General features: G+C 32.5%; 20 protein-coding genes and 1 pseudogene. 15 read left to right on the forward strand and 6 right to left on the reverse strand.

Annotated elements, in window-relative coordinates; all coding sequences use genetic code 11:
• Positions 1-26: 26 nt before the first annotated feature.
• Positions 27-1,424: a hypothetical protein gene (locus EAG11_RS20765; protein ID WP_129540861.1), complete on the reverse strand. Its 1,398-nt coding sequence runs from the start codon at positions 1,422-1,424 to the stop codon at positions 27-29.
• Between the two features lie 175 nt (positions 1,425-1,599).
• Here EAG11_RS20765 and EAG11_RS20770 point away from each other — a divergent pair, with 175 nt between their 5' ends.
• The 5 genes and pseudogenes from EAG11_RS20770 to clpX all read left to right on the forward strand — a co-directional run bounded on the left by EAG11_RS20770 (position 1,600) and on the right by clpX (position 6,460).
• Positions 1,600-2,364, forward strand: a complete 765-nt coding sequence (locus EAG11_RS20770) for an alpha/beta fold hydrolase (RefSeq protein WP_129540862.1) — start codon at positions 1,600-1,602, stop codon at positions 2,362-2,364.
• Between the two features lie 56 nt (positions 2,365-2,420).
• Positions 2,421-2,765 carry a phage holin family protein gene (locus EAG11_RS20775; protein ID WP_129540863.1) on the forward strand — a complete coding sequence of 115 codons (345 nt, stop codon included), beginning with the start codon at positions 2,421-2,423 and terminating at the stop codon, positions 2,763-2,765.
• Positions 2,766-2,884: 119 nt separating this feature from the next.
• Positions 2,885-4,209 (forward strand): annotated as a pseudogene (locus EAG11_RS20780) (trigger factor).
• A 168-nt stretch (positions 4,210-4,377) separates the two neighbouring features.
• The gene (clpP, locus tag EAG11_RS20785) at positions 4,378-5,052 is read left to right on the forward strand and encodes an ATP-dependent Clp endopeptidase proteolytic subunit ClpP (protein ID WP_035617906.1); all 675 of its coding nucleotides are present in this window, start codon (positions 4,378-4,380) and stop codon (positions 5,050-5,052) included.
• 175 nt (positions 5,053-5,227) lie between these two features.
• Positions 5,228-6,460 carry an ATP-dependent Clp protease ATP-binding subunit ClpX gene (gene clpX / locus EAG11_RS20790; protein ID WP_129540864.1) on the forward strand — a complete coding sequence of 411 codons (1,233 nt, stop codon included), beginning with the start codon at positions 5,228-5,230 and terminating at the stop codon, positions 6,458-6,460.
• A gap of 81 nt (positions 6,461-6,541) precedes the next feature.
• On the opposite strand, the gene EAG11_RS20795 is transcribed toward clpX, so the two are convergent.
• Positions 6,542-7,507 (reverse strand): GlxA family transcriptional regulator, encoded by a 966-nt coding sequence (locus EAG11_RS20795; RefSeq protein ID WP_129540865.1) that lies wholly within the window; start codon positions 7,505-7,507, stop codon positions 6,542-6,544.
• 141 nt (positions 7,508-7,648) lie between these two features.
• Here EAG11_RS20795 and EAG11_RS20800 point away from each other — a divergent pair, with 141 nt between their 5' ends.
• The 6 genes from EAG11_RS20800 to serB all read left to right on the forward strand — a co-directional run bounded on the left by EAG11_RS20800 (position 7,649) and on the right by serB (position 11,484).
• Entirely contained in the window at positions 7,649-8,056 is a 408-nt protein-coding gene (locus tag EAG11_RS20800) for a VOC family protein (protein ID WP_129540866.1), read from the forward strand.
• A gap of 38 nt (positions 8,057-8,094) precedes the next feature.
• Positions 8,095-8,499 carry an SRPBCC family protein gene (locus EAG11_RS20805; RefSeq protein ID WP_129540867.1) on the forward strand — a complete coding sequence of 135 codons (405 nt, stop codon included), beginning with the start codon at positions 8,095-8,097 and terminating at the stop codon, positions 8,497-8,499.
• A gap of 153 nt (positions 8,500-8,652) precedes the next feature.
• A complete protein-coding gene (locus EAG11_RS20810; RefSeq protein ID WP_129540868.1) occupies positions 8,653-9,060 on the forward strand; it encodes a VOC family protein in 408 nt (135 codons plus the stop codon).
• A gap of 10 nt (positions 9,061-9,070) precedes the next feature.
• On the forward strand, positions 9,071-9,514 hold the full coding sequence (locus tag EAG11_RS20815; protein ID WP_129540869.1) for an SRPBCC domain-containing protein: 444 nt from the start codon (positions 9,071-9,073) through the stop codon (positions 9,512-9,514).
• Between the two features lie 26 nt (positions 9,515-9,540).
• The gene (locus EAG11_RS20820) at positions 9,541-9,984 is read left to right on the forward strand and encodes a VOC family protein (protein ID WP_129540870.1); all 444 of its coding nucleotides are present in this window, start codon (positions 9,541-9,543) and stop codon (positions 9,982-9,984) included.
• A 270-nt stretch (positions 9,985-10,254) separates the two neighbouring features.
• Positions 10,255-11,484 carry a phosphoserine phosphatase SerB gene (gene serB, locus EAG11_RS20825; RefSeq protein WP_129540871.1) on the forward strand — a complete coding sequence of 410 codons (1,230 nt, stop codon included), beginning with the start codon at positions 10,255-10,257 and terminating at the stop codon, positions 11,482-11,484.
• A 174-nt stretch (positions 11,485-11,658) separates the two neighbouring features.
• On the opposite strand, the gene EAG11_RS20830 is transcribed toward serB, so the two are convergent.
• Together EAG11_RS20830 and EAG11_RS20835 are read right to left on the reverse strand one after the other, a co-directional pair.
• Positions 11,659-11,898 carry a hypothetical protein gene (locus tag EAG11_RS20830; RefSeq protein WP_129540872.1) on the reverse strand — a complete coding sequence of 80 codons (240 nt, stop codon included), beginning with the start codon at positions 11,896-11,898 and terminating at the stop codon, positions 11,659-11,661.
• A gap of 458 nt (positions 11,899-12,356) precedes the next feature.
• The gene (locus tag EAG11_RS20835; protein ID WP_129540873.1) at positions 12,357-13,871 is read right to left on the reverse strand and encodes a GH3 auxin-responsive promoter family protein; all 1,515 of its coding nucleotides are present in this window, start codon (positions 13,869-13,871) and stop codon (positions 12,357-12,359) included.
• Positions 13,872-14,138: 267 nt separating this feature from the next.
• Between EAG11_RS20835 and EAG11_RS20840 the strand changes: the two genes are divergently transcribed.
• Complete coding sequence (locus EAG11_RS20840) at positions 14,139-14,933, forward strand: DUF2797 domain-containing protein (protein WP_129540874.1); 795 nt, start codon at positions 14,139-14,141, stop codon at positions 14,931-14,933.
• Between the two features lie 6 nt (positions 14,934-14,939).
• Here EAG11_RS20840 and EAG11_RS20845 read toward each other — a convergent pair whose 3' ends face one another.
• Complete coding sequence (locus EAG11_RS20845; protein WP_129540875.1) at positions 14,940-15,968, reverse strand: LacI family DNA-binding transcriptional regulator; 1,029 nt, start codon at positions 15,966-15,968, stop codon at positions 14,940-14,942.
• Positions 15,969-16,125: 157 nt separating this feature from the next.
• Between EAG11_RS20845 and EAG11_RS20850 the strand changes: the two genes are divergently transcribed.
• The 3 genes from EAG11_RS20850 (at position 16,126) to EAG11_RS20860 (ending at position 21,935) form a co-directional block, all read left to right on the forward strand.
• Positions 16,126-18,771, forward strand: coding sequence for a TonB-dependent receptor (locus EAG11_RS20850; RefSeq protein WP_242499219.1), 2,646 nt, complete (start codon positions 16,126-16,128; stop codon positions 18,769-18,771).
• Between the two features lie 88 nt (positions 18,772-18,859).
• Positions 18,860-20,080 (forward strand): sugar MFS transporter, encoded by a 1,221-nt coding sequence (locus EAG11_RS20855; protein ID WP_129540876.1) that lies wholly within the window; start codon positions 18,860-18,862, stop codon positions 20,078-20,080.
• Entirely contained in the window at positions 20,070-21,935 is a 1,866-nt protein-coding gene (locus tag EAG11_RS20860) for an alpha,alpha-trehalase (protein WP_129540877.1), read from the forward strand. The genes EAG11_RS20855 and EAG11_RS20860 overlap by 11 nt, the downstream gene beginning before the upstream one ends.
• A 77-nt stretch (positions 21,936-22,012) precedes the next feature.
• Here the strand turns inward: EAG11_RS20860 and EAG11_RS20865 are convergent, their stop codons facing one another.
• Complete coding sequence (locus tag EAG11_RS20865) at positions 22,013-24,649, reverse strand: AsmA-like C-terminal region-containing protein (protein WP_129540878.1); 2,637 nt, start codon at positions 24,647-24,649, stop codon at positions 22,013-22,015.
• Positions 24,650-24,954 lie beyond the last annotated feature (305 nt).

Here is a 24,954-nt window from a genome sequence, read left to right on the forward strand (position 1 = left end):
ATTTTCAAATCGGCTTTAAATTATTTTTATTTTTTATCTGTAAAAGACTTTACGAAATCGTTGAATTTAGTTTCAAGTTTTTCAAAATCTTTTGAGAAATAAACACTCATTTCTACTTCGGTTTTGTCATTAAATCTTAAGTAATATATTTCTTCAAGGTATGGTTGTGAAAATGATTCACCTTCATCATTACCCCATGACCAATATTTATATTGAGAATCCCAAACAGGTAATTTAAAAACATAATCAGCTCCTCTTTTTTCTGATTGTTGAATAATGTCTGCGATTTTAGTTCCGTCTTTTTTAGATACTAAAATTAATTTCATATTTTTATTAAAGTTGGCAGCAGACCCTTCAGAATACTTTTTTTCGTATGCATTCAATGCAGTAAAATATGCTTTGTAGTTATTATTAGGATTGTTGTATTCAAGATCAGCAGGTCTTGTTTTTTCTAAAGTTGCGTTATCAGCTGCCTCAGTTGCTAAGTCCATATCGGCAATAATAATAAAGTTGTCCATTATTTTTGCTAATCCATTCGCTTTACCTTTGTATTGAGCAAGCGGTTCTTCTTTTAGTAAACCATCAATATCTGCGGTGCTTCCTGCAGTAAATTCTACTAAATTCTTTCCGTTATAGGTAAATGAACCTTTAGTTGTATTGTCTGTAGCTTTCTTATTACCGCTAATTTCAAGAGTATAGCCATCGTTTAATACCATTTTGTAACTGGCTTGATCTGGAGAAATACTTCCGTTAGAGTATTTAGCATTGGAAATAATAGTTGCTGCTTGAGCACCACCAATTGTTAAAGTAGCGTTAGCTGATGTTGGTAAAAAGTAGTAGTCATTTATGGTTGGACTTTGTACGTATTCTTCATTTATAGGGTCATATGACCAGCTTCCGTAAGTGTCTGTAAGTTCTACTTTTATGTCAGAAGAAACACTTTTAGCAGAAAATGTTGCGTTGTTTTCTTTTCCATTTGTTTTAGCAGGGAAAACAAATTTTAAATCTGTACTTGAAGGTGCTTTAGTCCAAATTTTTTCAGCATCGTTCCAAGTATAAATACCGTAAACATCAGCTACTTTTAAAATGTCTTCTGCTTCATTGCCATTTTTTCCGCCAAAAATATCAGTTGGACTAAGACTTAGTAAACTTCTTAAATTTTGGATAGCTTCGATTGCACCAGATGTTTTGGTTTTTTCCATTTGCAGAAGCATTTCATTTGCTTCAACCTCTAGTTTAACTTTTTGGTCAGCAGGAGTTAAAGAAGAGTAAGGAAGTTTGCTAATTCTTGCAATTTGTTCTTGTAATGTTTCTTCTTTTGGAGTAGTTGTAGTGGGTTCATTAGCAGGTTCGTCGTCATTATTTGAGCACGAAATAGCCAATTGTGAAATAATCACAGAAGCCATAATGATTTTTTTAATCATAGTAAAAGAGTTAAGGGTTAGTTTAGTTTTTATAAGAAAAGAACTAATATTTTTTGCGAAAATAGTCTTTATTAATTGGATATACAATACCTGTTTTTGATGATTTTTCGTTTGCTTAAATTAGTTTTTTACCTTTGTAAGGTGATTTAGTCAATTAAAATAAAATTATTATTAAATGTTATACTCAAAAATAGAAGGGGAGGGCAAGCCATTGCTAATTCTTCATGGATTCTTAGGAATGTCTGATAATTGGAAAACACTTGGGACTCAATTTGCTGCTGATGGTTTTCAGGTTCATATTTTAGATTTACGTAATCACGGACGTAGTTTTCATTCGGATGTATTTACTTATGAGGCGATGGTGCAGGATGTTTTCGAATATTGTCAAGCGAATAACTTGGATAAAGTCGATGTCATAGGACATTCGATGGGTGGTAAAACGGCTATGTTTTTTGCCGCAACACATCCTGAAAAAGTTAATAAACTAATTGTAGCCGATATTGCTCCTAAATATTATCCGCAACATCATCAAGATATTTTGGCTGGATTAAATGCAGTTGATTTTTCGGTAAAACCAAGTCGTAATGATGTCGAAGCTATTTTGGCGACGTATATATCTGATTTTGGAACAAGACAATTCTTAATGAAGAATCTATATTGGCATGAACCAGGGCAATTAGCATTTAGATTTAATTTACCAGTCTTTAATACTAATTTAGAGGCTATTGGTAAAGAGCTAGACTCTGATTTAGTTTTTAATAACCCTACATTATTTATTAGAGGAGGTGCATCGAGATATATTTTAGATTCAGATTTTGAGAACATCAAACAGCATTTTCCAAATTCAAATATTGAGACGATTCCAAACGTTGGGCATTGGTTACATGCCGAAAATCCTAAGATGTTTTACGAGTTAGCTATCGATTTTTTGAAGAAATAATTACTTTGTTTAATGAAAATTTTATTACTTTTAAATAAATTTTAAAACAAAAAAATATGAAATTACTACTCAGAATATTGATTACCGCAGGCTTAGTATTGCTAATAGCTCATTTTATGCCAGGCGTTCATGTAGCTAGTTTTACTATTGCTTTAATTGTTGCTGTGGTGCTAGGATTACTTAATGTTTTTATTAAGCCGTTGTTAGTATTGTTCACATTGCCAGTTACTTTGATTACGTTTGGATTGTTTTTGTTGGCTATTAATGCTATAATTATTTTGTTATGTACCAAAATTGTTGGTGGGTTTACTGTCGATTCGTTTTGGACAGCGCTAATATTTAGTATTGTTCTGTCTATTCTACAGTCTATTACGTATAAAATATTAGGAGAAGATAGATAAAATAGTAAGGAGGAAGAGTCTTAAAAAGCACTTCTTATCAATATATTAAAAAGCTTGGTTGGGTTGCAAAAATTTTATAATTTTGCAACCCAATTTTATTATGTAAATTAAAGAAGAAGATGGATATTAAAAGAGTAGCAATAAACGCAGTAAATGAGACAATTGTATTGAACGTTGTTCATATGGATTACAAAGGTCAAGTTCAAAAAAGATTAAACGAAAAAATGCCTTTGGCAACTGTAAAAGGTTTTAGAAAAGGTCAAGTTCCTAAAGATCTTGTTGAAAAACAATACGGAAAAGGAATAAAACAAGAAGAAGTTAAAAAGTAGTTGATTTGGCTTTGGAGCGTTATGTACAATCTGAAAGATTAAATCTTCTTGGGACTCCTCTTGCTAAAGAAAACGAAAATTTTGATTGGGATGCTGAAGAATTAGTATTCGAATATGAAATTGGTTTAGTACCAAACTTCGAAATTGATCTTGAAGCTAAAAATGATATCGTAAAATATATCGTTACTGCTGATGATAAATTAATCGATGGTCAAGTAGAGCGTATCCAAAAACAATTTGGGAAAGCAATTCCTCAAGATGTAGTTGTAGCTGATTCTGATATTACAGGAACTTTTACAAACGAAGAAAAAGGAATTAACAATACTACAACAATCTCACTTTCTATCTTTAAAGATAAAAAAACTGCTGATAAATTTATCGGTAAAAAAGTTGGAGATGTTGTAACTGTAAATACTAAAGGTTTATTCGAAGATGATCACCAATTAATGGATTACTTAAAAGTAAGTCATGATGATGTTCACGGTTTAGATGTAGATGTTAACTTTACCATCGAAGCTATCAATGGTGCTGAATTGGCAGAATTAAACCAAGAATTGTTTGATAAACTTTTCGGTGAAGGTAAAGTAGCTTCATTAGAAGATTTGAAAGCAAAAATTAAAGAAGATGCAGAGCTTCAATTTGCACAACAAGCAGATCAAAAATTATTAGCAGATGTTCAAGATTTCTTAATTGAGAGCACTAAATTTGAATTGCCAGCTGAATTCCTAAAAAAATGGTTGCAAACTGTAGGTGAGAAAAAATTATCTCCAGAAGAAGCAGAAGTTGAATACGCAAGATCAGAAAAAGGATTACGTTTTCAATTAATTGAAGGAAAAGCAATGGCTCAAAGTAATATCCAAATTACATTTGAAGATTTGAAAGCATTCACAACAGCTGCTATCAAACAACAAATGGCTCAATTTGGACAAACAAATCCAACAGACGAAGAAGTTCAAGGAATTGTTGCAAGAGTATTGTCAAACCAAGAAGAAGTAAAAAGACTTTCTGAGCAAGTTGTAGCTGAGAAGTTATTGGAGTTGTTTAAAGAAAAAGCAAATCCAACAACTAAAGAAGTAACTTACGGAGAATTTATTGCAGCTTCTTACGGAGAATAATTTCTAAAAAAATAAGTATATTTGAGCGTCAAAAGAATTTATTCTTTGACGCTCTTTTTTTAGGTTTCAAATTTAAAATAAGACATATTGGCATTGTTTATAAAGAGGTATGACCTTTGATTAAATAAAATATATAATATAGTAACGTACAACTTAGAACAAAAAAATATGAACTACGGTAAAGAATTTAAAAAATTTGCTACAAAGCACCAAGGAGTAAATGCTATGTATTACGATAAAATCGTAAGTGCAATGACTCCAACTAATATGACTCCATATATTATAGAAGAACGTCAGTTGAATATTTCACAGTTAGACGTTTTTTCAAGATTAATGATGGATAGAATTATTTTCCTTGGAACAGGAATTGATGATCAAATTGCAAATATTGTTCAAGCGCAATTGTTGTTCTTAGAAAGTGCAGATGCATCTAAAGACATTCAGATTTATCTAAATTCTCCAGGAGGAAGTGTTTATGCAGGATTAGGAATCTATGATACAATGCAATATATTAAACCAGATGTAGCTACAATTTGTACAGGAATGGCTGCTTCAATGGGAGCTGTTTTATTATGTGCAGGAGCAGCAGGAAAACGTTCAGCATTGCCACATTCAAGAGTAATGATTCACCAGCCATCTGGAGGAGCACAAGGAGTTGCTACAGATATGGAAATTAATCTACGTGAAATGTTGAAACTGAAAGATGAATTATACAACATCATTTCTCAGCATTCAGGACAAACTTTTGATAAAGTACATAAAGATAGCGAACGCGATTACTGGATGATTGCCGATGAAGCTAAAGAGTACGGAATGATTGATGAAGTTTTGAGAAGAGGATAAATTTTGAAGGTTCAAAGTTACAAAGGCACAAAGTTTTAAAGTACATTGCTTTGTGATTTTGAAAAGAAGAAATTTAGGTTAAAATAAAATGAAGTTATAGGTTGATTTAGTTATGAGCTTTCGATATTGGAAACTCAGAGCCTTAGAACCTTTGTAACTTTGCAACTAAAAATAGATGGCAAAAGAAGTATTAGAGTGTTCGTTTTGTGGAAGAAAAAAGCCAGAGACCAATTTATTAATTGCTGGTATTAATGCACATATCTGTGATAAGTGTATCGAACAAGCACACGGAATTGTTTTAGAAGAGTTAAAATCAAGCGGAAGTTCAAAATTAGTTGGTGATTTAATATTAAAGAAACCAAAAGAAATTAGAGCATTTTTAGATCAATATGTAATAGGTCAGGATCAAACTAAAAAAGTGATGTCGGTTGCTGTTTACAATCATTACAAACGTTTAATGCAACAACAGTTGGATGACGAAGTAGAGATTGAAAAAAGTAACATTATTATGGTTGGACAAACCGGAACAGGAAAAACATTAGTAGCAAAAACTATTGCAAAAATGTTAGATGTTCCTTTGGCAATTGTTGATGCTACTGTTTTAACAGAAGCTGGATATGTTGGAGAAGACGTAGAGAGTATTTTGACACGTTTGCTTCAAGCTGCCGATTATGATGTGGCCAAAGCCGAAAGAGGAATCGTTTTTATTGATGAAATAGATAAAATTGCCCGTAAGAGCGATAATCCATCAATTACACGTGATGTTTCGGGAGAAGGTGTGCAACAAGCATTATTAAAATTGTTAGAAGGAACAGTTGTAAACGTACCACCAAAAGGAGGACGTAAGCATCCAGACCAAAAATTTGTTGAGGTAAACACCCAAAATATTTTGTTTATCGCTGGTGGAGCTTTTGATGGAGTAGAACGTATTATTTCAAAACGTTTAAATCGTCAGGCTGTTGGTTATAGTACATCAAAAAATGTGGATAATATCGATAAAGACAATTTATTGCAATACATCATTCCAAAAGATATTAAAGATTTTGGATTGATTCCTGAAATTATCGGTCGTTTACCAGTTTTGACACATATGGATCCTTTAGATAGAGAAACATTACGTGCTATCCTTACCCAGCCTAAAAATGCATTAATTAAGCAATATCAAAAATTGTTTTTAATGGATGAAGTAGCGTTTACAATTACTGATGAAGCATTAGATTTTATTGTTGATAAAGCATTAGAATATAAATTAGGAGCACGTGGATTACGTTCGTTATGCGAAGCAATCTTAACAGATGCTATGTACGATTTGCCAAGTTCAGATGTTAAAACATTAGAGATTGATAGAGAGTACGCTAAAGAAACATTGAATAAAAATTTATTGAAACGATTAGAAATCGCTTCGTAATGTTTTTGAAATAACTTTGACAAGTATAAAACTTTGGCAAAGATTCATCTTAACCTGCTCATTTAGTTGAGCAGGTTTTTTTTATCTTACTCTAAATCTTTCTCGATATTCTATCGGTTTCATTCCAACCATTTTGTAAAAAACTTTTCTAAAAGATTTAGGGTCGTTATACCCCGTTTTTTCAATAATCTCTGATATAGAAAGTTGTGTCTGCTCTAGATACTTTTTAGAACTTTCTACACGAATGTTCTGCAAATATTCTATAGGAGGAATGCCAACTACTTGTTTGAATCTCCGAGTCATATTACGATTACTAGTCGGAATGTCTTTAGTGATCTCCTCCAGTTTTTCTATTGTACTGTATTCATTTTCTATCTTGTGTTGTAATTGAGCAACAAGAGAATCATTGTGTAAATGATTAGGACGAAAAGTGCTAAAATAACTTTGTTTATGGCGATTTAAATCAATGGAAAAAATCTTAGCAATTTGTACAGCAACTTCATTTCCACAATATTTCTGAATCAAAAGAATCAGTAAATGAAAAGAAGAAGTTGATCCGCCACTAGTATATAGAGTTCCGTCGGCGGTTAATGTTTCTTCGGGTTTTAAATTTACTAAAGGAAACGATTGGTTAAAAGCACTACAGGCATCAACATGAGTTGTAGCTGATTTTTCATCTAGTAATCCCGAAGCACCAAGCAAGAAAGCTCCTGTACAGAAACTAGCTATTTCTGCCCCAAACAAATGTTGTTTTTTTAGCCAAGGAAGGAAATTGCTGTTTTTTGCAATCATTCCTCTCATATCATCTGTGGTAAACGCAGGAATTAAGATCAATTCGAGTTTTTCCTCAGAAGATTGGATAGAATTAACTTTATAGTTAAATAATTTTTCTTGCTCTATTTGTTCGGACGATTGAAAAACGAATATTTCAAATGGTTTTTCATTTTCAGAATGTAGCTTATTAGCAGTTTCAAAAACTTCAAGAATAGCTGCAATACTCAATAATTTATAGTCATGCGGAACGATTAACCCAACTTTTTTACTCATTATTTCTCTTTTTTAATGAAAATGGCTTATACAAAAATAGTTTTTTTGTCTTAAATGACCCTAAAAATGACTTTTATTGTAGCCTAAAGACTAGGTGATTAGTATAAATTTACTTTAAATAATTTGTAAATTTATATAAAAATGAAAACAGAAATTTTCTTAAATCTTCCAGTAAAAGATTTAAAACGTAGTATGGCTTTTTTTACGGAATTAGGTTTTACATTTAATTTAAATTTCACAGATGATAAAGCAGCTTGTTTAGAAATCGGAGAAAATATATTTGCAATGCTTTTGTTAGAAGAGTTTTTTAAAACATTTACACAAAAACAAATTTGCAATACAGCAACCACAACCGAAATCTTAATGGCGTTATCTGTTGATAGTCGGGAAAAAGTAGATGAAATAATTGCAGCAGTAGTAAAAGCTGGTGGAATCGAATATATGGAAGCTAAAGATTATGGTTGGATGTATCAAAAAGCTTTTTTGGATTTAGATGGGCATCATTGGGAGGTATTTTTCATGGATGAAAGTCAGGCACCAAAAAATTAAAAGTCAATTTAGAAAATACAATTATTAAACGATTCAATATGATAACAATTAAAAGTACAATAAAAGCGCCAATAGCTAAAGTTTGGGAGATATGGACAGATCCAAAACACATACAAGAATGGAATAGCCCATCTCCAGAATGGCATACACCATACGCTGAGAATGATTTAAAAACAGGAGGAAAATTTAAATCTACAATGGCGGCCAGAGACGGAAGTATGAGTTTTGATTTTGAAGGAGAATATACCTTAGTAAAAGAAAACGAAATTATTGAATATGTAATTGGAGATGGGAGAAAGGTGGAAATTACTTTTAGAGAAACTCCAAACGGAGTAGAAATAATAGAAAGTTTTGATCCAGAGACAGAAAATTCAGAAGAGATGCAACGTGGTGGATGGCAGGCGATTATAGATAATTTTAAAAGTTATGTAGAGAGTAATTAAAGAAGAGACAAAGGTTCAAAGAGATAAAGGCTCTAGGGCTTCTCTCAAATATGAATAAAAAAACTTTGTGACTTAATGTCTTGGCGATAAGTATATAACCATAGTTTAAATTATCTTCTATGGTTTAAAAATAATAACTTAAAATATCAAAAAATGGCAAAACAAATATGGCTTAATCTGCCAGTAAAAGATGTGGCAAAATCGAAAGTCTTTTTCTCGAAAATAGGTTTTTCATTTAATGAAGAGCACGATACGTCAAAATCAACTTGTATGCTAGTTGGAGAAGGTAAATTTGTAATAATGCTTTTTGAAGAGAATATGTTTACAGATTTCTCTCAAAACAAGTTGACAGATACAAAAACAAGCTCGGAGGTATTAATTTCTATAGATGCTGAAAGTAAAGATGAGGTAGATACACTTGCTAAAAAAGTTCAGGAAGCAGGAGGAAATGTTTTTGCAGCTCCAAGTTTGAATCAAGGTTGGATGTACGGTTGTGGTTTTGCAGATTTAGATGGACACCGTTGGAATTCTTTATTTATGGATTTTAGTAAATTATCATAAAAAACAGATTATGGAAACATTAGAATTTAAGATCAACATTAAAGCACCGAGAGAAACAGTTTGGAATATTTTATGGACAGACGAAACATATAGAAAATGGACAAGTGTTTTCTGTGAAGGGACTTATGTGGTAAGCAATTGGAACGAAGGAGATAAAATCCATTTTTTAGATCCAAATGGAGAAGGAATGAACAGCATTATCGAAAAGAAAATACCAAGCGAATATATGGCATTCAGGCATATAAGTGCATTGAAAAATTTTAAAGAAATGCCAATCGATGAAGAAACAAAAACATGGACTGGCGCAATGGAAACGTATCGATTGACTCTAGAGAATGGTTATACTATTCTTGATGCTAAAGTTGATACGCTCGAAAAATATATAGATTATTTTAAAGATGTTTTTCCGAAAGGATTAGAAAAGGTAAAAGAATTATCAGAAGAAAAAGAATAAAAACACTAACAATAAAAAAAAATATCATGGCAGCAGTAAATCCTTATTTAATTTTTAATGGAAATTGCGAAGAAGCATTTCTATTTTACAAATCAGTTTTTGGAGGCGAATTTGCATACATTGGAAAATTCAAAGATATGCCTGCAGACGAAAATTGTTCTCAAGTATCAAGCGACAGCGAAGAAGCAGAAAAAATTATGCATGTTAGTTTGCCTATCGGACAAACCATTTTAATGGGAAGTGATAGTACCGAACAATCAGGTGCGGTAACTTTTGGAGGAAATTTTTCTGTTTCAATTAATGTCGAAAGCGCAAAAGAAGGAGATAGAATCTTTAACGGACTCTCAGCAGGAGGAAATCCATTTATGCCAATGGGTAAAACCTTTTGGGGAGCTTATTTCGGAATGTTTACCGATAAGTTTGGAGTAAACTGGATGGTGAATTTTGATGAAAATATGCCAAGCAGCTAAATTAAAATAATTACTAAAAGCTAATTAATTCAGGAGATTATTTAGGGTGATTTTAGAACAAGACTTATTTGTTTCTTCAGTTATTCTAAATAATCTTTTTTTATTAAAAGTTGTCCCAATACAAGTTATATTAAGCATTAGAACAGAACATTAAATTATTTAAATAAATCATATCGATTTGTGTTTTTTCTTTATAAGAAAACAAAGCATATTCTTTTTTATCAACAATAGATTGCCGATTTTTGTCACTTCTAAATCAATAAAGATAAAATGACAACAGAAGATAAAGAGATTATTTTATTAAAAGTTTCAGGTCATGATAAACCAGGAGTTACAGCAGGATTAACAGCAGTATTGGCTACTTATGATGCCGTTATTTTAGACATTGGGCAAGCTGATATTCATGATACGCTTTCTCTGGGGATTTTGTTCGAAATCCAAGCCGGTTCAACTTCAGGACCAGTTCTAAAAGACTTATTGTTTAAAGCTTATGAATTAGAAGTAAAGGTAAAGTTTATCCCAATTTCTATTGAAGATTATGAAAAGTGGGTAAAAACACAATCCAAGCAACGTTACATAGTTAATATTCTAGGAGAAAAATTAGCAGCTTCACAATTAGCAGCAGTTGCCAAATTATTATCCGATCAAAATTTAAATATTGTATCTATAATACGATTAACAGGAAGAACATCTGTTGTTGAAACAGAAGAATATCCACGTTCATGCATACAATTATCCCTAACAGGAGATGTTGTAGATAAGATTGCAATGACAGCAAGTTTTATGGAAATTTCCAGAACCCTAAATGTAGATATCTCATTTCAGGAAGATAATATTTATAGAAGAAACCGACGCTTAGTTTGTTTCGATATGGACTCAACACTAATTCAAACGGAAGTAATAGACGAATTGGCAGAGCTGAATGGAGTAGGAGAGCAAGTAAGAGCAATTACAGAATCGGCTATGAATGGCGAAATAGATTTCAACGAAAGTTTCAAACAACGTATGGCATTGTTAGAAGGTTTGAGCGAAGACGTTTTGCAATCGGTTGCTGAAAAGTTACCAATAACCAAAGGAGCACATCGTTTAATGAAAGCCTTAAAATATTACGGATATAAAACCGCTATATTATCGGGAGGATTCACTTATTTTGGAGAATATTTGCAAAAAGAGCTAGGCATCGACTACGTGCATGCCAACCAATTAGAAATTAAAGATGGGAAATTAACTGGTAAATATTTAGGTGACATCGTCGATGGCCAGAAGAAAGCCGAATACTTAAAAGCAATTGCCGAAAAGGAAGGAATTCACATCAATCAAACTATAGCAGTAGGAGATGGGGCCAACGATCTGCCAATGCTAAATTTAGCAGGTCTAGGAATCGCCTTTCACGCAAAACCTACCGTAAAAGAAAATGCATCAACCTCGATTTCAAGTCTAGGACTCGACGGTGTTTTATACCTATTAGGATATCATGACCGATATATCGACATGATGTAGTTTATTTACAATAATGTCAGGCTGAGCGGAGTCGAAGGATATACGGGGCTTCGACTCCGCTCAGCCTGACAAAATCGCGTAAACAAGTAGGATGTTTACGCTAACCCTAGAAATTAAACAAAAAAACCTCGATTTTTTAAAATCGAGGTTTAATAAAAATATGCGAATTAAAACTTATTCTACATTCAAATAAGGATTTAAAGCTTCGGCTAATTCATTGAGCCAATAAAAGCTGTTTTCGAAGTTGATCATTTCGTTCTGAAGGCATTGATTTTCCCTAATAGCACTTATAGCAAGAAGATAATTTGCTTGCCTAATTATCTTAGCCATATCTTTTGGTTCTATCATATGGCTGAAAAAATTCATAAGCCTTGTTTTGGCTTCTTCTGAAAGGTTGTTTGTGTTTGTAATCATAACTCTGTAATTTTAGGAAATATAAAACCCGTGTAGCTAAGGTGTCCTACACTTACAGAAGTGTTACGGTTGTTTCCAATACCGTCACCATACCGCACGGGCAAAAGTTTTTTAGATGTCATGATTTTGTAATTTAGGAAAAGCAAACATAGCAAAAAACCGTTGTAATCAAAGGGTTTTCCCTTTCAATAAAAAAGTAGTTAATTTTGATTTTTCCTCCTAGTGCGAGTGTCTCACTCGTGCATGTAGCGATATGTTTTGGTAGATTATCTTAAAAATAGAGTAAATACTCAATCTGTTTTTTCGCAAACTTGTCATTCTGAAGAATGAGGAATCTCCACAAGAAACTTACGTAAAATATTTCTAGATTGTCGAGCAACTAATGGAGATTCCTCATTCTTCGGAATGACAAATAGTGGTTATTTTTCGACAAAATCTATGGTTAAATTAAACGATATTTAAACCTGCATCCTCTTCAACTGCTCCAAATAATCTCTTTGGTTTGAAAGTCTAGGTATTTTATGCTGACCGCCTAATTTGTCTTTTTCTTTTAACCAATCATAAAATAAATTCTCTCTGGCAACATTAATCACCAAAGGATTTAGCGTCATATTATTATAACGTTTGGCTTCGTAATCGGAGTTTAGGAATTGTAAGGTTTCATCAAGAGCTTTTTGGAAAAGTCCTATATCAGCAGGTTTTTTCTTAAACTCAATCATCCATTCGTGAGCGCCTTTTTCTTTGTCTTGCATAAATATCGGAGCTACAGTGTAATCTATAACTTCAGTATTTGTTAACTGACATGCTTTGGCAATAGCCTGATCCGTATTTTCAACCATAAGCTCTTCACCAAAAACATTAATATGATGTTTGGTTCTTCCTGTAACTCGAATTCGGTATGGATTTAAAGAAGTAAAACGAACCGTATCACCAATTAAATAACGCCATAAACCAGAATTGGTAGTAATAACGATAGCATAATTTTTATTCAATTCCACATCTGCCAAACGGATTACTTTTTGTTCCGGTTTCCCGAAAGTCTCCATCGGAATAAATTCGTAGAAAATTCCGTAATCTAACATTAGTAATAGATCACTAGAATTATTTAAATCCTGAATGGCAAAGAAACCTTCAGAAGCATTGTATATTTCGTAGTATTTAAAATCTTTTTTAGGCAATATGTTTTTGTATTGTTCTCTGTAAGGAGAAAAACTCACGCCACCATGAAAATAAACTTCAAGGTTGGGCCATATTTCAAATAAATTTCCTTTTCCAGAATCTTCAAGAACACGATTCATTAAAACCAACATCCACGAAGGGACACCAGCAAAACTGGTTACATTTTCATTTTTTGTTTCATTAATAATAGCAGCAATTTTCGTTTCCCATTCGCTCATAAGCGAAGTTTTATTACTTGGCGTACTACTAAATTCAGCCCAGATAGGCATGTTTTCAATTAATATAGCCGATAAATCTCCGAAGAACGTATTGTTGTTTTCATAAATCTGTGAACTTCCGCCTAAGCGAAGGCTCTTACCCAGAAACAATTCTGAATCTTCATTATTATTCAGATACAAACACAATAAATCTTTACTTCCTTTATAATGACAATCTTCTAAAGCTTCATTACTTACAGGAATAAATTTACTTTTAGCGTTGGTAGTTCCGCTAGATTTTGCAAACCATTTTATCGGAGTTTCCCAAAAAACATTTTGCTCGCCTTGGCGTGTACGCTCAATCAAAGGTTGCAATTCTTCGTAAGTAGCAATAGGTAATCTTTCAGAAAAAGTCTTATAAGAATTTATCGAGGCAAAATCGTATTGCTTTCCAACAATAGTATTTTCGGCAGCCAATATTAAATTATGAAGAAGCTCTTCCTGAACTTCATTTGGATATTTAAGAAAAAGCTCTATTTGATGAATTCTTTGTTTGAGAACCCAAGAGGCAAATGAATTGATTATTGATAGAGGCATGAATGAATTTAGATTTTAGATTACTGATTTTCTTACTAACATAAAAAGTCAGGAATTTAAGATTTGAATATCGATAGACAAATACTAACTTTGTCGTTGTATCAAAAATAGTGTTTTTTTATAAATGACAATTCTATTTATGGCAAAGATTCCAATTCAAAAATAGAGTTTTAACAGTATCGAGACTTAAAATCTTAAGAACGAATCTAAAATCAAAAAAAATAAAATCAGCTTCCGATAGCTATCGGGACTAAAAAATAAAATCTAATGCAATATCAAGGCGTACTTACAAAGATGCAAACCGAAATAGGGAATCCAATTCAATATTATTTGGTTTTTGAAGACAGTTTTATAAATGTCAATCAATTATTGAATAAAGAAATTGAGCTTAATTTTGTAGGGTATCAATGTTTGAATTGTGGTAAAAAGAAAAAAATATTCCGTCAGGGATTTTGCTATGATTGTTTTTACTCAAGTCCAGCTGTTGGAGATTGGATTATGAAACCAGAATTAAGTACGGCACATTTAGGAATTCAGGATCGAGATTTGGTATATGAAGAAAAAGTTCAATTACAACCACATATAGTATATCTGGCTTTATCCAGCGAAGTAAAAGTAGGGGTGACCAGAAAGACACAAGTACCTACACGTTGGATAGATCAAGGAGCAACACAAGCATTGGCAATCGTAGAAGTTCCGAATCGTTATTTGGCAGGAATTACCGAGGTGGCATTAAAGAGCCATTATGCTGACAAAACAAATTGGAGAAAAATGCTTCAGAATAATATCGAAAGTGTTGATTTGATTCTAGAGAAAGCTAAAGTCGAAAACTTGATTCCAGATGAAGTTCGTGATTATTTCTATGCAGAGAAAAATGATTTGTACGAACTGCATTATCCAGTTCTTGAATATCCAAAGAAAGTAGCAAGTTTAAGTCTGGATAAAACGCCAACTTTTCAAGGAAAGCTTACAGGAATAAAAGGACAGTATTTATTGTTTGAAGATGGAACAGTTTTTAATATCCGTGGTTCCGAAGGTTATGTAGTAACAATAAATGTATAAGAAATATTAATTTCTTATCGTTGATTCCCTCTCTATAATGAGTGTTGGGAGTTCGATAGTTTGATGAATAACCGGAAGATGTTCTTTAATTTGAGCAATTTCATTTATTAATATAGAAGCAGCACGTTGACCAATATCATAACCAGGTTGGTCAATCGTGGTAAGCTTTGGCGAAATTACGGTAGACATAAACCAATTGCTAAAACCAAAAACGGCAATTTGCTCTGGAATCTTAATATTCATATCGTTGAGGTATTTTATAATGCCAATAGCTACCAAATCAGTGATGGCAAAAACAGCATCAACGTCTTTATGCTCAGCAACTAGTTTTTGTGCATTGGCATAACCATCTTCAAAATCGGAGTTGTGATCACATAAATAAACCAGTGTAGGATCATAAGGAATATTATGATCTTCCAGCGCTTTTTTATATCCGAGAAAACGATCAATAGAATTTTGAGGAGTATAAGAACCTCTAAAATGAGCAATCTTTTTATATCCCTTATTTATTAAATATGTTACAGCATCGTAAGCTGCTTTTCGGTCATTAATAACAACTTTAGAGCAATCTACCAATTTGGCAATTTTATCAAACAATACTACAGGAGTATTCTTTTTTATGGCATCGTTTATATGGGAGAAATCATCCGTTTCATTGGATAACGAAATCAAAATTCCATCCACTCTTTTTTGCTGTAACAAAGCAATCTGCTTTTTCTCCAGCTCATACTTTTCATTAGATTGCAAAATGATTACGAGGTACCCTCTATTTTCGGCTTCGTCTATAATTCCGTTTAAAACACTCGAAAAGAAATGATGTACCATAGTGGGAATAACAACGCCAAGAGTTTTGGTTTCGTTAGTTCTTAGATTTACTGCATTGGCATTGGGTTTGTAATTCATAGTAGCGACCATTTCAAGAACTCTTGCTCTGGTAGTATCGCTAATATCAGTGTACCCTTTTAATGCTTTTGAAACTGTAGTAACAGAAATTCCTAAAGCAACGGCAATGTCTATAAGTCTGGTATCATTCATAGAATAAATGTAATAAAACTAATTGATAATTAATTAAATTTATTGAATCGAAAACGTTTTCGGTTAAATCGAAAACGTTTTCGATAAAATTCTTCATTGATATAAATAAATAGGCAATAGTTTTACCCTAACTAATAACCTAACCAAATAATAAATCATGAAAAAGTTTAATTCTAGCACAATAACCTCATTCTGGATGTTATTGCTATTCATTCTTCCGGCAATGGTTTTTTCACAAGAAAAAAGCAGTATTTCTGGACAAGTATTCGATGAAAACGGGCAAACAGCACCGGGAGTAAATGTTGTTATTCAAGGAACTTCACAAGGAGTGAGTACAGATGCAGATGGAGGATATACATTTCTTAATCTTTCAGGAGGAACTTACATTATTCTAGTTACAAACGTAGGATATAAATCAACTCAAAAAAGTATTACGATTAAGGACGGAGAAAATTCAAAAAACGACTTTCATTTAGAAGCCGAATCACAAAGTTTGAAAGAGGTAGTTGTTACAGGATCGTCAAATCCAAGGTCAAAACTAGAATCGAGTATTGCAATTACGACATTAGGAGCAAAAGCAATCGAAAATAGAGCGCCAATAAGTACAGCAGATATTCTGCAGACTATTCCGGGATTTGTTGTAGAAACATCGGGAGGAGAAGTAGGGAATAACCTTTTTGCAAGAGGGATTCCGTCGGCAGGAGCCTATGAATATGTACAAATACAGGAAGATGGTTTAGCCGTTTTTGAAGATGGAGCTTTGCAATTTGCCAATGCAGATAACTGGTACAGACTAGATGAAACAGTAAGCAAAATGGAAGCCGTTCGAGGAGGTTCAGCATCGATTTTTGCATCGAATGCACCAGGAGGAATTGTCAATTTTATTTCGAAAACAGGACAAAATGAATTTCAGGGAAGAGCTAAACTCACTGTAGGAGATTATGGATTGTTTCGTACCGATCTTAATTTAGGAGGTGCATTGGTAAAAGATAAATTGTTTTTTAATGTTGGAGGGTTTTATAGAGCCGATGACGGAATAAGAAAAACGGGTTTTACTGCAAACAAAGGAGGACAAGTAAAAATGAACCTTACCTATAAGTTTGATGACGGAGGTTATTTGAGATTAAATTACAAAAAACTAGATGACAGAAATACGTTCTATTTACCAATTCCATTAAAAAGCAATAACGGAAAAGTAGAAGGTGTAGCTGGATTTAATCCAAATTATGGAACGTTGACTTCAGCAAATTTTTCACATTTAAGTGTACCCCAATATGGAGGAGGAACTTTTAAAGCTGATTTAGAAGATGGAGTTCATCCAGTTGTAGACGCTATTGGAGCGGAATTTAAAAAGAAAATAGCCGACAAAGTCACTTTAAAAAATGCATTCAGAAATACTAAAATCGATTTGAATTATAATGCGATTTATAGTAGTGGAGGGCCTTGGACACAGGATGGTTATGCAACAGATGTACAAAAATTAGCTTCAGCAAATACGGGAGATTTAAGTTATACATACGTAGATAATAATACAGCATTAGATCCAAATGCATTAATAATGAGAGCAGATCATTGGTATATTCACAAACAAATGGAAAATTTCGCCAATAACCTGTCTTTTAATTTCGATTTAAAACCTGTTAATCTTACAGTTGGATATTATTATTCAAATTGGAAATCTAAGCAATACTGGAACTGGAGTAATTACCTAGTAGATGTTACTGATAACCCAAGATTGGTAAATGTAAATAATACTGCAAGCGGAATTGCGCATACCTGGAACGGAATTGAAAGAATTACTTGGCTTGAAAGAGATGCAGAAACAAAAGGAAAATTAAATGATTTTTATGTTGATGCCGAAATTCAAGCTACAGAGAACCTAACATTTAATGCTGGCGTGAGATACGATAAAAATGTATATTCTGGATATAGAGATAATGCGCGTTTTGGAGCCGAAAACCTAGGAGTTTTGGATAATAATACAGCAGATGATGCAGTAACTACAATACAAGGCAATCCATATACGTATTGGAGATATGATGTGGGTGAACTCTCTTATACAGCAGCAGGGAATTATAAGTTTAACGAAAACATGGCTTCTTATATAAGATACAGCCACGGTTTTAGATCACCAATCGAAGAGTCATTTTATGACAATGCCAAAGATTTGAGCAAACTAGAAAATACTTTTGTAAATCAATTAGAGTTGGGGTATAAATATGCGAATTCATTCCTTTCGGTAAACGCCAATTTATTTCATATGAATTTAAAAAACGTTGCCTTTACAGATATATTGGCTGACGGAACATCTGAAAATAAATTTGCTGATGTAAACAATTTAGGGTTAGAAGTAGAAACTAATCTAAGATATAGTATTGCTAGGTTGAATTTTAATTTTACAGTTCAAAATCCAGAATATGATAATTTTACTGGTAAAAATGCGGATGGAAGTACATTTAACTTTAACGGAAACACAGCTCGTAGAATCCCTAAATTTTTCTGTGTTATCAGACCAGAAGTAGATATAACTAAAAGATTATCAGGATATGTTCAGTATTCTTATTTTGATAAAAAATATACAAATCAGGATAACAAACAAGTTTTACCAGCCTTTAAAGAAGTTGGAGCTGGTTTAAGCTACACTGTTAATAATTTACGATTTGCTGTAGATGGAACTAATTTGTTCAATGAGATTGGTTTAACAGAAGGTAATCCTAGACAATCAACATCAGATACAGATGTGTTTTTGGCAAGACCGATTTTAGGACGCGCTTTCAGATTTTCTGTAGCAATTAACTTTTAGATTTTTATATTAATTAGTTCGGCCAAATGCTGTTTAAATAACGGCATTTGGTTTTTTGTTACATTCGTTAGTAAATCAATATGTTAAGATGAAAAAAGCAGGAATAACAGCAGTATTATATCTCAATTACTTTGTATTTGCAATATTACTGAACAGCGTTGGGATAGTAATTTTAAAAGCGCAAAAAAATTATGGCGTAAACGAATTACAAGCTAGTATTCTAGAAGCTTTTAAGGATTTACCAATCGCAATTGTTTCATTTTTAATAGCTTCATTTTTACCAAGAATAGGCTATAAAAAAGCAATGCTTATTGGATTAGGATTGGTAACTTTTGCCTGTATTGCGATGTATTATGGCAACTCTTTTAATTATGCCAAATTGCTTTTTGCAACCGTTGGAGTTTCTTTTGCCTTGATAAAAGTATCTGTTTACTCCCTTATTGGTACAGTAACTAATAATCAGAAAGAACACAATGCTTTGATGAGTAGTGTCGAAGGCGTTTTTATGATAGGAATTGCGCTGGCCTATTTTTTATTTCCAGCTTTTAATACTGATACTAATCCCGATTCATGGCTTAATGTATATTGGTTTTTAGCTTTATTGACCTTATTATCATTTGGTTTTTTGTTTTTTATAAAAATAGAAAAACCCGTAGAAATTCCGGGAGCCAACCTTGCTGATGATTTTGTGCAAATGATAAAACTGATGGGAAAGTTGCTTGTAATAGTTTTTGTAATAAGTGCCTTTTTGTTTGTAATGATTGAGCAAGGAATCATGTCTTGGTTACCAACATTTAATGATAAAGTACTTCATCTATCAGAAAACAATAGTATAATGATGGCAAGTATTCTGGCTATTTCATTGGCAATAGGAAGAATTTTGGCGGGAGAAATTACCAAAAAGATAAACTGGATTTGGGTATTGAGTTGCTGTATTATATGCGCTATGCTTATTGTGATTTTTGTATTGCCAAAAGCAGTAGGGCTAGAGGTAAAAACGATCCATTCCTTTAGTGAAATTCCATTAATAGGTTTTGCATTCCCGCTAGTAGGATTATTTATTGCACCTATTTATCCGTTGCTCAATTCGGTTATATTAAGTGCTTTGCCTAAAAAACTGCATAGCTCCATGACAGGATTAATCGTAGTGTTTTCGGCACTGGGAGGAACAATAGGCTCAAGAATAATTGGATGGTTATTCCAAAATCAAGGGCCACAAAATGCATTTTATTACACATTGATTCCGATGTCATTATTATTGGTGTCATTCTTTATATTAAAAAAAATAACGACTAAAAATGAAATTTAAACTAAACATAAATCAGACGCTACAACGGTTATTGGCACAAGAAGATACAGATGGAGATAAAAAAATTACGATAGACGATAAAGGGCCTAAAAGTTTTTTATTGGAAGACGAAAAAGGAAATTCTCTAAATGTTGAAGGAACTTATTATCTGTCTAATTTATTACAGGAATTGGCATTGTCTAAGAAAAGCAATTCAGAATTTGCAGAAATAAATAGTTCCGAAATAATAGAGAATCCTGTAAGCCGTATTTCGAGAAAAATAAAAGATTTGTATTGGAACGGATTAACGAGAACTATTGATGCAAAAGGCGTGGCAAAAATTGTAGAAGACGAAAAGATAGAAAACGCAATTTCGTATTTATATGTTCCCGCAACAGATGCTGTAGCTTTTGAATATTTTAAAGAGTTAGAGAAAACGATTCCTAAATTAAAAGTGGTTCAGCTAGCCGAGGATATTTCATCAGAATACGTATTGACTTTAAATAAAAAGCCAGGGATTTTGGCTCTGGCATTGCAACAAGATAATAACGAGATAAAAGGGATTCCGTTTGTAGTTCCGGGCGGTAGGTTTAACGAGATGTACGGTTGGGATAGCTACTTTATCGCTATAGGACTTTTACTAGATAATAAACCAGAGCTTGCTGTAGGGATTGCTGAGAATTTTAAATATCAAATCGATCATTATGGCAAGATACTTAATGCAAATAGAAGTTATTATTTAACACGAACACAACCCCCATTATATACTTCTTTAATTGTCGCCATTACCGAAAATTCTAAGCCAGAAAGAGACTGGATTGCAAAACATCTTCATACGGCGATAAAAGAATATCAAACTGTTTGGATGCAAGAAGGGAAGAGGCTTACGTCAAATGGACTAAACCGATATAAAGCAGAAGGAATTGGACTACCGTTTGAAGTTGAGGTAGGGCATTTTGATGATGTTTTGGAGAAGTACGCGTTGTTGTATAATTTACCTTTAAGAGAATTTGAGAAAAAATATCTTGATAGAGAAATCACCGATGCTAGCCTAGACGCTTATTTTGTTCACGATCGCAGTATGCGAGAAAGTGGTCATGATACAACAAATCGATTTGTAGATGTTTGTGCCGATTTAAACACTATAGATTTAAATAGTTTGCTCTATAAGTATGAAATTGATATTGCTTTCTTGATTGAAACAGAGTTTGATAATCATTTTGTAGATGAAAAACACACAACATATTCTAGTGAATATTGGAAAGAAAAAGCAGCTTTAAGAAAAGAAAAAATTAATGAATTGCTTTGGGATAAGGATGCAGGGATTTATTACGATTATAATTTTATAAAGAATGAATCACACCAATTTGATGCAGCAGCAACATTTTATCCGCTTTGGGCAAAATTATGCAGCAAAGAACAAGCAGAAGTTTTAGTTAAAAATGCATTGCCGAAATTTAAATTAAAAGGAGGAATTGCAGGAAGTACCAAAGAAGCAATAGATGATCTAGATGTAAACTCGCCGCAACGACAATGGGATTACCCTTTTGGATGGGCGCCACATCAAATGTTTTTATGGGAAGGATTACTGAACTATAATTATGTAAATGAAGCTCAGGAAATGATTTATCGATGGTTATGGCTTATTACTCGCAATGCAGTAGATTATAACGGGACTATTCCGGAGAAATTTAATTTAGAAACCAGTTCCCTAAAAATATTTGCTGAATACGGAAATGTAGGTACAGCATTCGATTATATTACTGAAGAAGGTTTTGGATGGATGAATGCTTCCTATCAGGTTGGATTGAGTATTTTAAAAGCAGAACTAAAAGCAGAATTAGAAAAACTAACAGATCCTGATACATTGTTTTAGAAAGAAAAATTTAATAGCCATCAATAAAAAAGCCTAAGAATTAATATTCTTAGGCTTTTTTTAAACGTAATGATGATTTATGGAGTCGTTGTAGGCTCTTCTTTTTTCTTTTTCTTAAACAAACCATTTAATAATTCACTCGCTTTATTAGTTACCTCCTGAGTGGTTTTTTCTTTATTTGCAGCACCCGCTTTTGTAGTATCTTTTGATTTGGTGTTTTTATTAATCAAATCAGTTAAAGCACTTGTTCCTTGTTTAGTAAGTTTATCTTTTTGTTGATTAACCAATTGTGTGGTTAAACTTGTAACAGCACTTTTCATATCTGTAGAAATTTTTGGGTTAGAGAAATTTCCAGTGATTAATGCATTAATCGGAATATTATCTAATTTGGCAGCATCTGCAGGAGATAATTTAGCAATAAAAGCATTGGCTTCAGATCCAAGATATTTAGCAGGAACATCAAGTTTTAGGTTGTAGTTCATCGTTTGGTCAAAACCATGTGTTCCGCCCACAGTAATTTTAATGTCTTGATATTTAATGTCAAACGGTTTTACGTTAACCTTTCCGTTGTCAAAAGTTAAGGCTGCTTTAATATCGTTCAAATTTACTTTATTCATATCAATGAATTTAATGTTTGAAGTCAAAGCATTTAATACCGTCGAATTTTTAGCATTTACAGTAGTTGAAAGTAATTGACCTATCAAATCTCCTGAAATTGATTTTAAATCAGGAGTTAGTTCAGTGGCATTTAGATTTCCGTTAAGTTTTATAGTCGAATTTAATTTACCATTGATGATTCCCGCAATAGGAGCAATTTTTTTCATCATGTCTAATTGCGTAAAAGTTTGCGCAATATCAACCTGATTAAAGCCTAAATTCATATTAAAAGTAGGGACTTTTTCTTTTGTAGAAACAGCTCCATTTAGCCCAATAGTTCCACCAAAAATAGATGTTTTAAAGTTCTCTAAAGTTGCTTTTTCATCTTTTACAATTATCTTTCCAGCAACATTGGTTAGTTTTAAATTGTCATACAAAACCGTATTTGCTTTTGCAGTCAAAGTACAATTTAGGAAAGCGGGAATTTTCATTGCCTCGGCTGGTTTAGCTTTGGCTTTACTATCTGTTTCGGTTTTAGCAGGAGCAGGTTCTCCTGTAGTCATAAAGTCATCAACAGCTAATTGGTTTGAACTCATATTGAAATTTCCTCTTAACTCTTGTTTTTTAAACATAAAACCATAGAAGTTTTCAAGAACACCATTAATGCTAATATCACTTTTTCCAGTGGTAGCATCAAATTGTTTTAAGTTGATTGTACTTGGATTAAATTGAACCAAAGCAGTGCTAATATTCATTGATTTATTGTTCTCATCTGTATATTTAAATCCAGATAAGCTCATTGTACCAGCATTTTTTATGTTTTGATATTGGCTTTTTTCAACTGAAGCCATATCAAAATTAGTAGTTACATCAGCTTTTAAAATTCCAGCTAAGGGTTTGTCCATTTTTATTGGATATGCTTTAGAAAGATTAGCTAAGTTAATCGTTCCTTTTAAGGCAGCATCTACAATAGGGTTAACAGTAATGTTTTTGATATTTGCTTTAGCATTAAAAACATCTTGATCAATCTTGAACGAAAGTTTATCTAAATTTACATAAGTGTCATTTAAAATTCCAGTTTCGTTTATGATTTTAGTATCGATTACAATGTTCTGAACTGATTTAGGTAAGTTTGGATATTTAAATGAAGCATTGTTGGATGCAATTTCAATATTGAATTTAGGAACAGTAGTGTCCGAAAATAAGCCTTTGGCAAATCCAGCAACAGAAAAATCTCCTGTAGTTTTTACACCATCCAATCCAGAAGAATAGGCAGATGGAATTAACCCCAAAAAGTTAGTAAACGATGAGGTAGGAGTTTTAAACTTTAAATCATATTGTTGACCACCTTCAACCATTTGAATAAAACCATCAAATTCTAATGGTAACTGATTAATCAACGCTTTGTTTTCTTTAAAGGTGTATTTGCTTTTTTCTAAATCAATACCTAAAACAGCATCAAGAGTTAGTGATACATTTTTCATGTAATTTATCTTGTCCATATCCAAAGATACTTTGGCAGTCGATTTTGTAGTTAAGTCCAGCTTCGAAGCTGTAAAATCACCTTTTCCTTCATGGTTCAAGCTATCAATAACCATTTTTATTTTGGAACCTTGGTCAAAATATCTAAAAGTAAAATTTTCAATTTTGTACCCTTGGATTTTTAAAGAAAGTGGTTTGCTAGCAGTTTCGTCTTTTTTAGATTCGTCTTTTTTTAGTGCAATGTCAAAATTTCCAACACCATTTTTATCGAATATAATATTGATTAATCCATTTTTAGTATCAATTCCTTGAATGCTCAGAGGTTCATCTTTTCCTTTGAAAAGTTCTTTAATACTCATTTTTAAATTCAATTCTCCTAATGAAACTAAAGTATCACCTTCAAAAGGAGCTTTGTTTATAATCACTAGTTTTTCTATAGAAACATTGGCATTCGGGAAGTTTTTAAATAAACTCAAATCGGCATCGACAAAACTAACTTTGGCATCAACGCTCTCATTGATGGCTTCGGATATTTTGGTTTTAATTTGGTCTTTAAAAAAAAACGGAATGGCAAATAAAGAAGCAATCAGTAAAACGATTACTATTCCTGCGATTTTCAGAACTTTCTTTAGCATATGTATAGTTATTTGAATTCAGTTATTACAAGCAATTTTTATGCCTGCTTATTGCAAAAATAAACTTTTATGAGTTATTCTTTTTGAATTTCCCTTATAAAAAGAAATTCAAGTATGCTCTTTTGTAAGTCTTGTATTAAGTTTAATCAAAAAAAAATAGCCTACAACATATCGAGGGGATGATATGAGTAAGCTATCCAAAAAAATAAACAGGGTTATTATCGTTATGAATTCTACTAGCTTAAAATGTCTTAAATGCTTGTATAACCTCCCTTGTAATATTTTGCTAAAGTAGCTACAAGATG

Source organism: Flavobacterium sp. 140616W15 (assembly GCF_003668995.1).
Taxonomy (GTDB): Bacteria; Bacteroidota; Bacteroidia; order Flavobacteriales; family Flavobacteriaceae; genus Flavobacterium.

Excerpts from the sequence above, each read along its gene's own strand:
- EAG11_RS20765 (WP_129540861.1), bottom strand. The coding sequence starts at position 1,424 with ATGATTAAAAAAATCATTATGGCTTCTGTGATTATTTCACAATTGGCT.
- EAG11_RS20770 (WP_129540862.1), top strand. The coding sequence starts at position 1,600 with ATGTTATACTCAAAAATAGAAGGGGAGGGCAAGCCATTGCTAATTCTT.
- EAG11_RS20775 (WP_129540863.1), top strand. The coding sequence starts at position 2,421 with ATGAAATTACTACTCAGAATATTGATTACCGCAGGCTTAGTATTGCTA.
- clpP (WP_035617906.1), top strand. The coding sequence starts at position 4,378 with ATGAACTACGGTAAAGAATTTAAAAAATTTGCTACAAAGCACCAAGGA.
- clpX (WP_129540864.1), top strand. The coding sequence starts at position 5,228 with ATGGCAAAAGAAGTATTAGAGTGTTCGTTTTGTGGAAGAAAAAAGCCA.
- EAG11_RS20795 (WP_129540865.1), bottom strand. The coding sequence starts at position 7,507 with ATGAGTAAAAAAGTTGGGTTAATCGTTCCGCATGACTATAAATTATTG.
- EAG11_RS20800 (WP_129540866.1), top strand. The coding sequence starts at position 7,649 with ATGAAAACAGAAATTTTCTTAAATCTTCCAGTAAAAGATTTAAAACGT.
- EAG11_RS20805 (WP_129540867.1), top strand. The coding sequence starts at position 8,095 with ATGATAACAATTAAAAGTACAATAAAAGCGCCAATAGCTAAAGTTTGG.
- EAG11_RS20810 (WP_129540868.1), top strand. The coding sequence starts at position 8,653 with ATGGCAAAACAAATATGGCTTAATCTGCCAGTAAAAGATGTGGCAAAA.
- EAG11_RS20815 (WP_129540869.1), top strand. The coding sequence starts at position 9,071 with ATGGAAACATTAGAATTTAAGATCAACATTAAAGCACCGAGAGAAACA.
- EAG11_RS20820 (WP_129540870.1), top strand. The coding sequence starts at position 9,541 with ATGGCAGCAGTAAATCCTTATTTAATTTTTAATGGAAATTGCGAAGAA.
- serB (WP_129540871.1), top strand. The coding sequence starts at position 10,255 with ATGACAACAGAAGATAAAGAGATTATTTTATTAAAAGTTTCAGGTCAT.
- EAG11_RS20830 (WP_129540872.1), bottom strand. The coding sequence starts at position 11,898 with ATGATTACAAACACAAACAACCTTTCAGAAGAAGCCAAAACAAGGCTT.
- EAG11_RS20835 (WP_129540873.1), bottom strand. The coding sequence starts at position 13,871 with ATGCCTCTATCAATAATCAATTCATTTGCCTCTTGGGTTCTCAAACAA.
- EAG11_RS20840 (WP_129540874.1), top strand. The coding sequence starts at position 14,139 with ATGCAATATCAAGGCGTACTTACAAAGATGCAAACCGAAATAGGGAAT.
- EAG11_RS20845 (WP_129540875.1), bottom strand. The coding sequence starts at position 15,968 with ATGAATGATACCAGACTTATAGACATTGCCGTTGCTTTAGGAATTTCT.
- EAG11_RS20850 (WP_242499219.1), top strand. The coding sequence starts at position 16,126 with ATGAAAAAGTTTAATTCTAGCACAATAACCTCATTCTGGATGTTATTG.
- EAG11_RS20855 (WP_129540876.1), top strand. The coding sequence starts at position 18,860 with ATGAAAAAAGCAGGAATAACAGCAGTATTATATCTCAATTACTTTGTA.
- EAG11_RS20860 (WP_129540877.1), top strand. The coding sequence starts at position 20,070 with ATGAAATTTAAACTAAACATAAATCAGACGCTACAACGGTTATTGGCA.
- EAG11_RS20865 (WP_129540878.1), bottom strand. The coding sequence starts at position 24,649 with ATGCTAAAGAAAGTTCTGAAAATCGCAGGAATAGTAATCGTTTTACTG.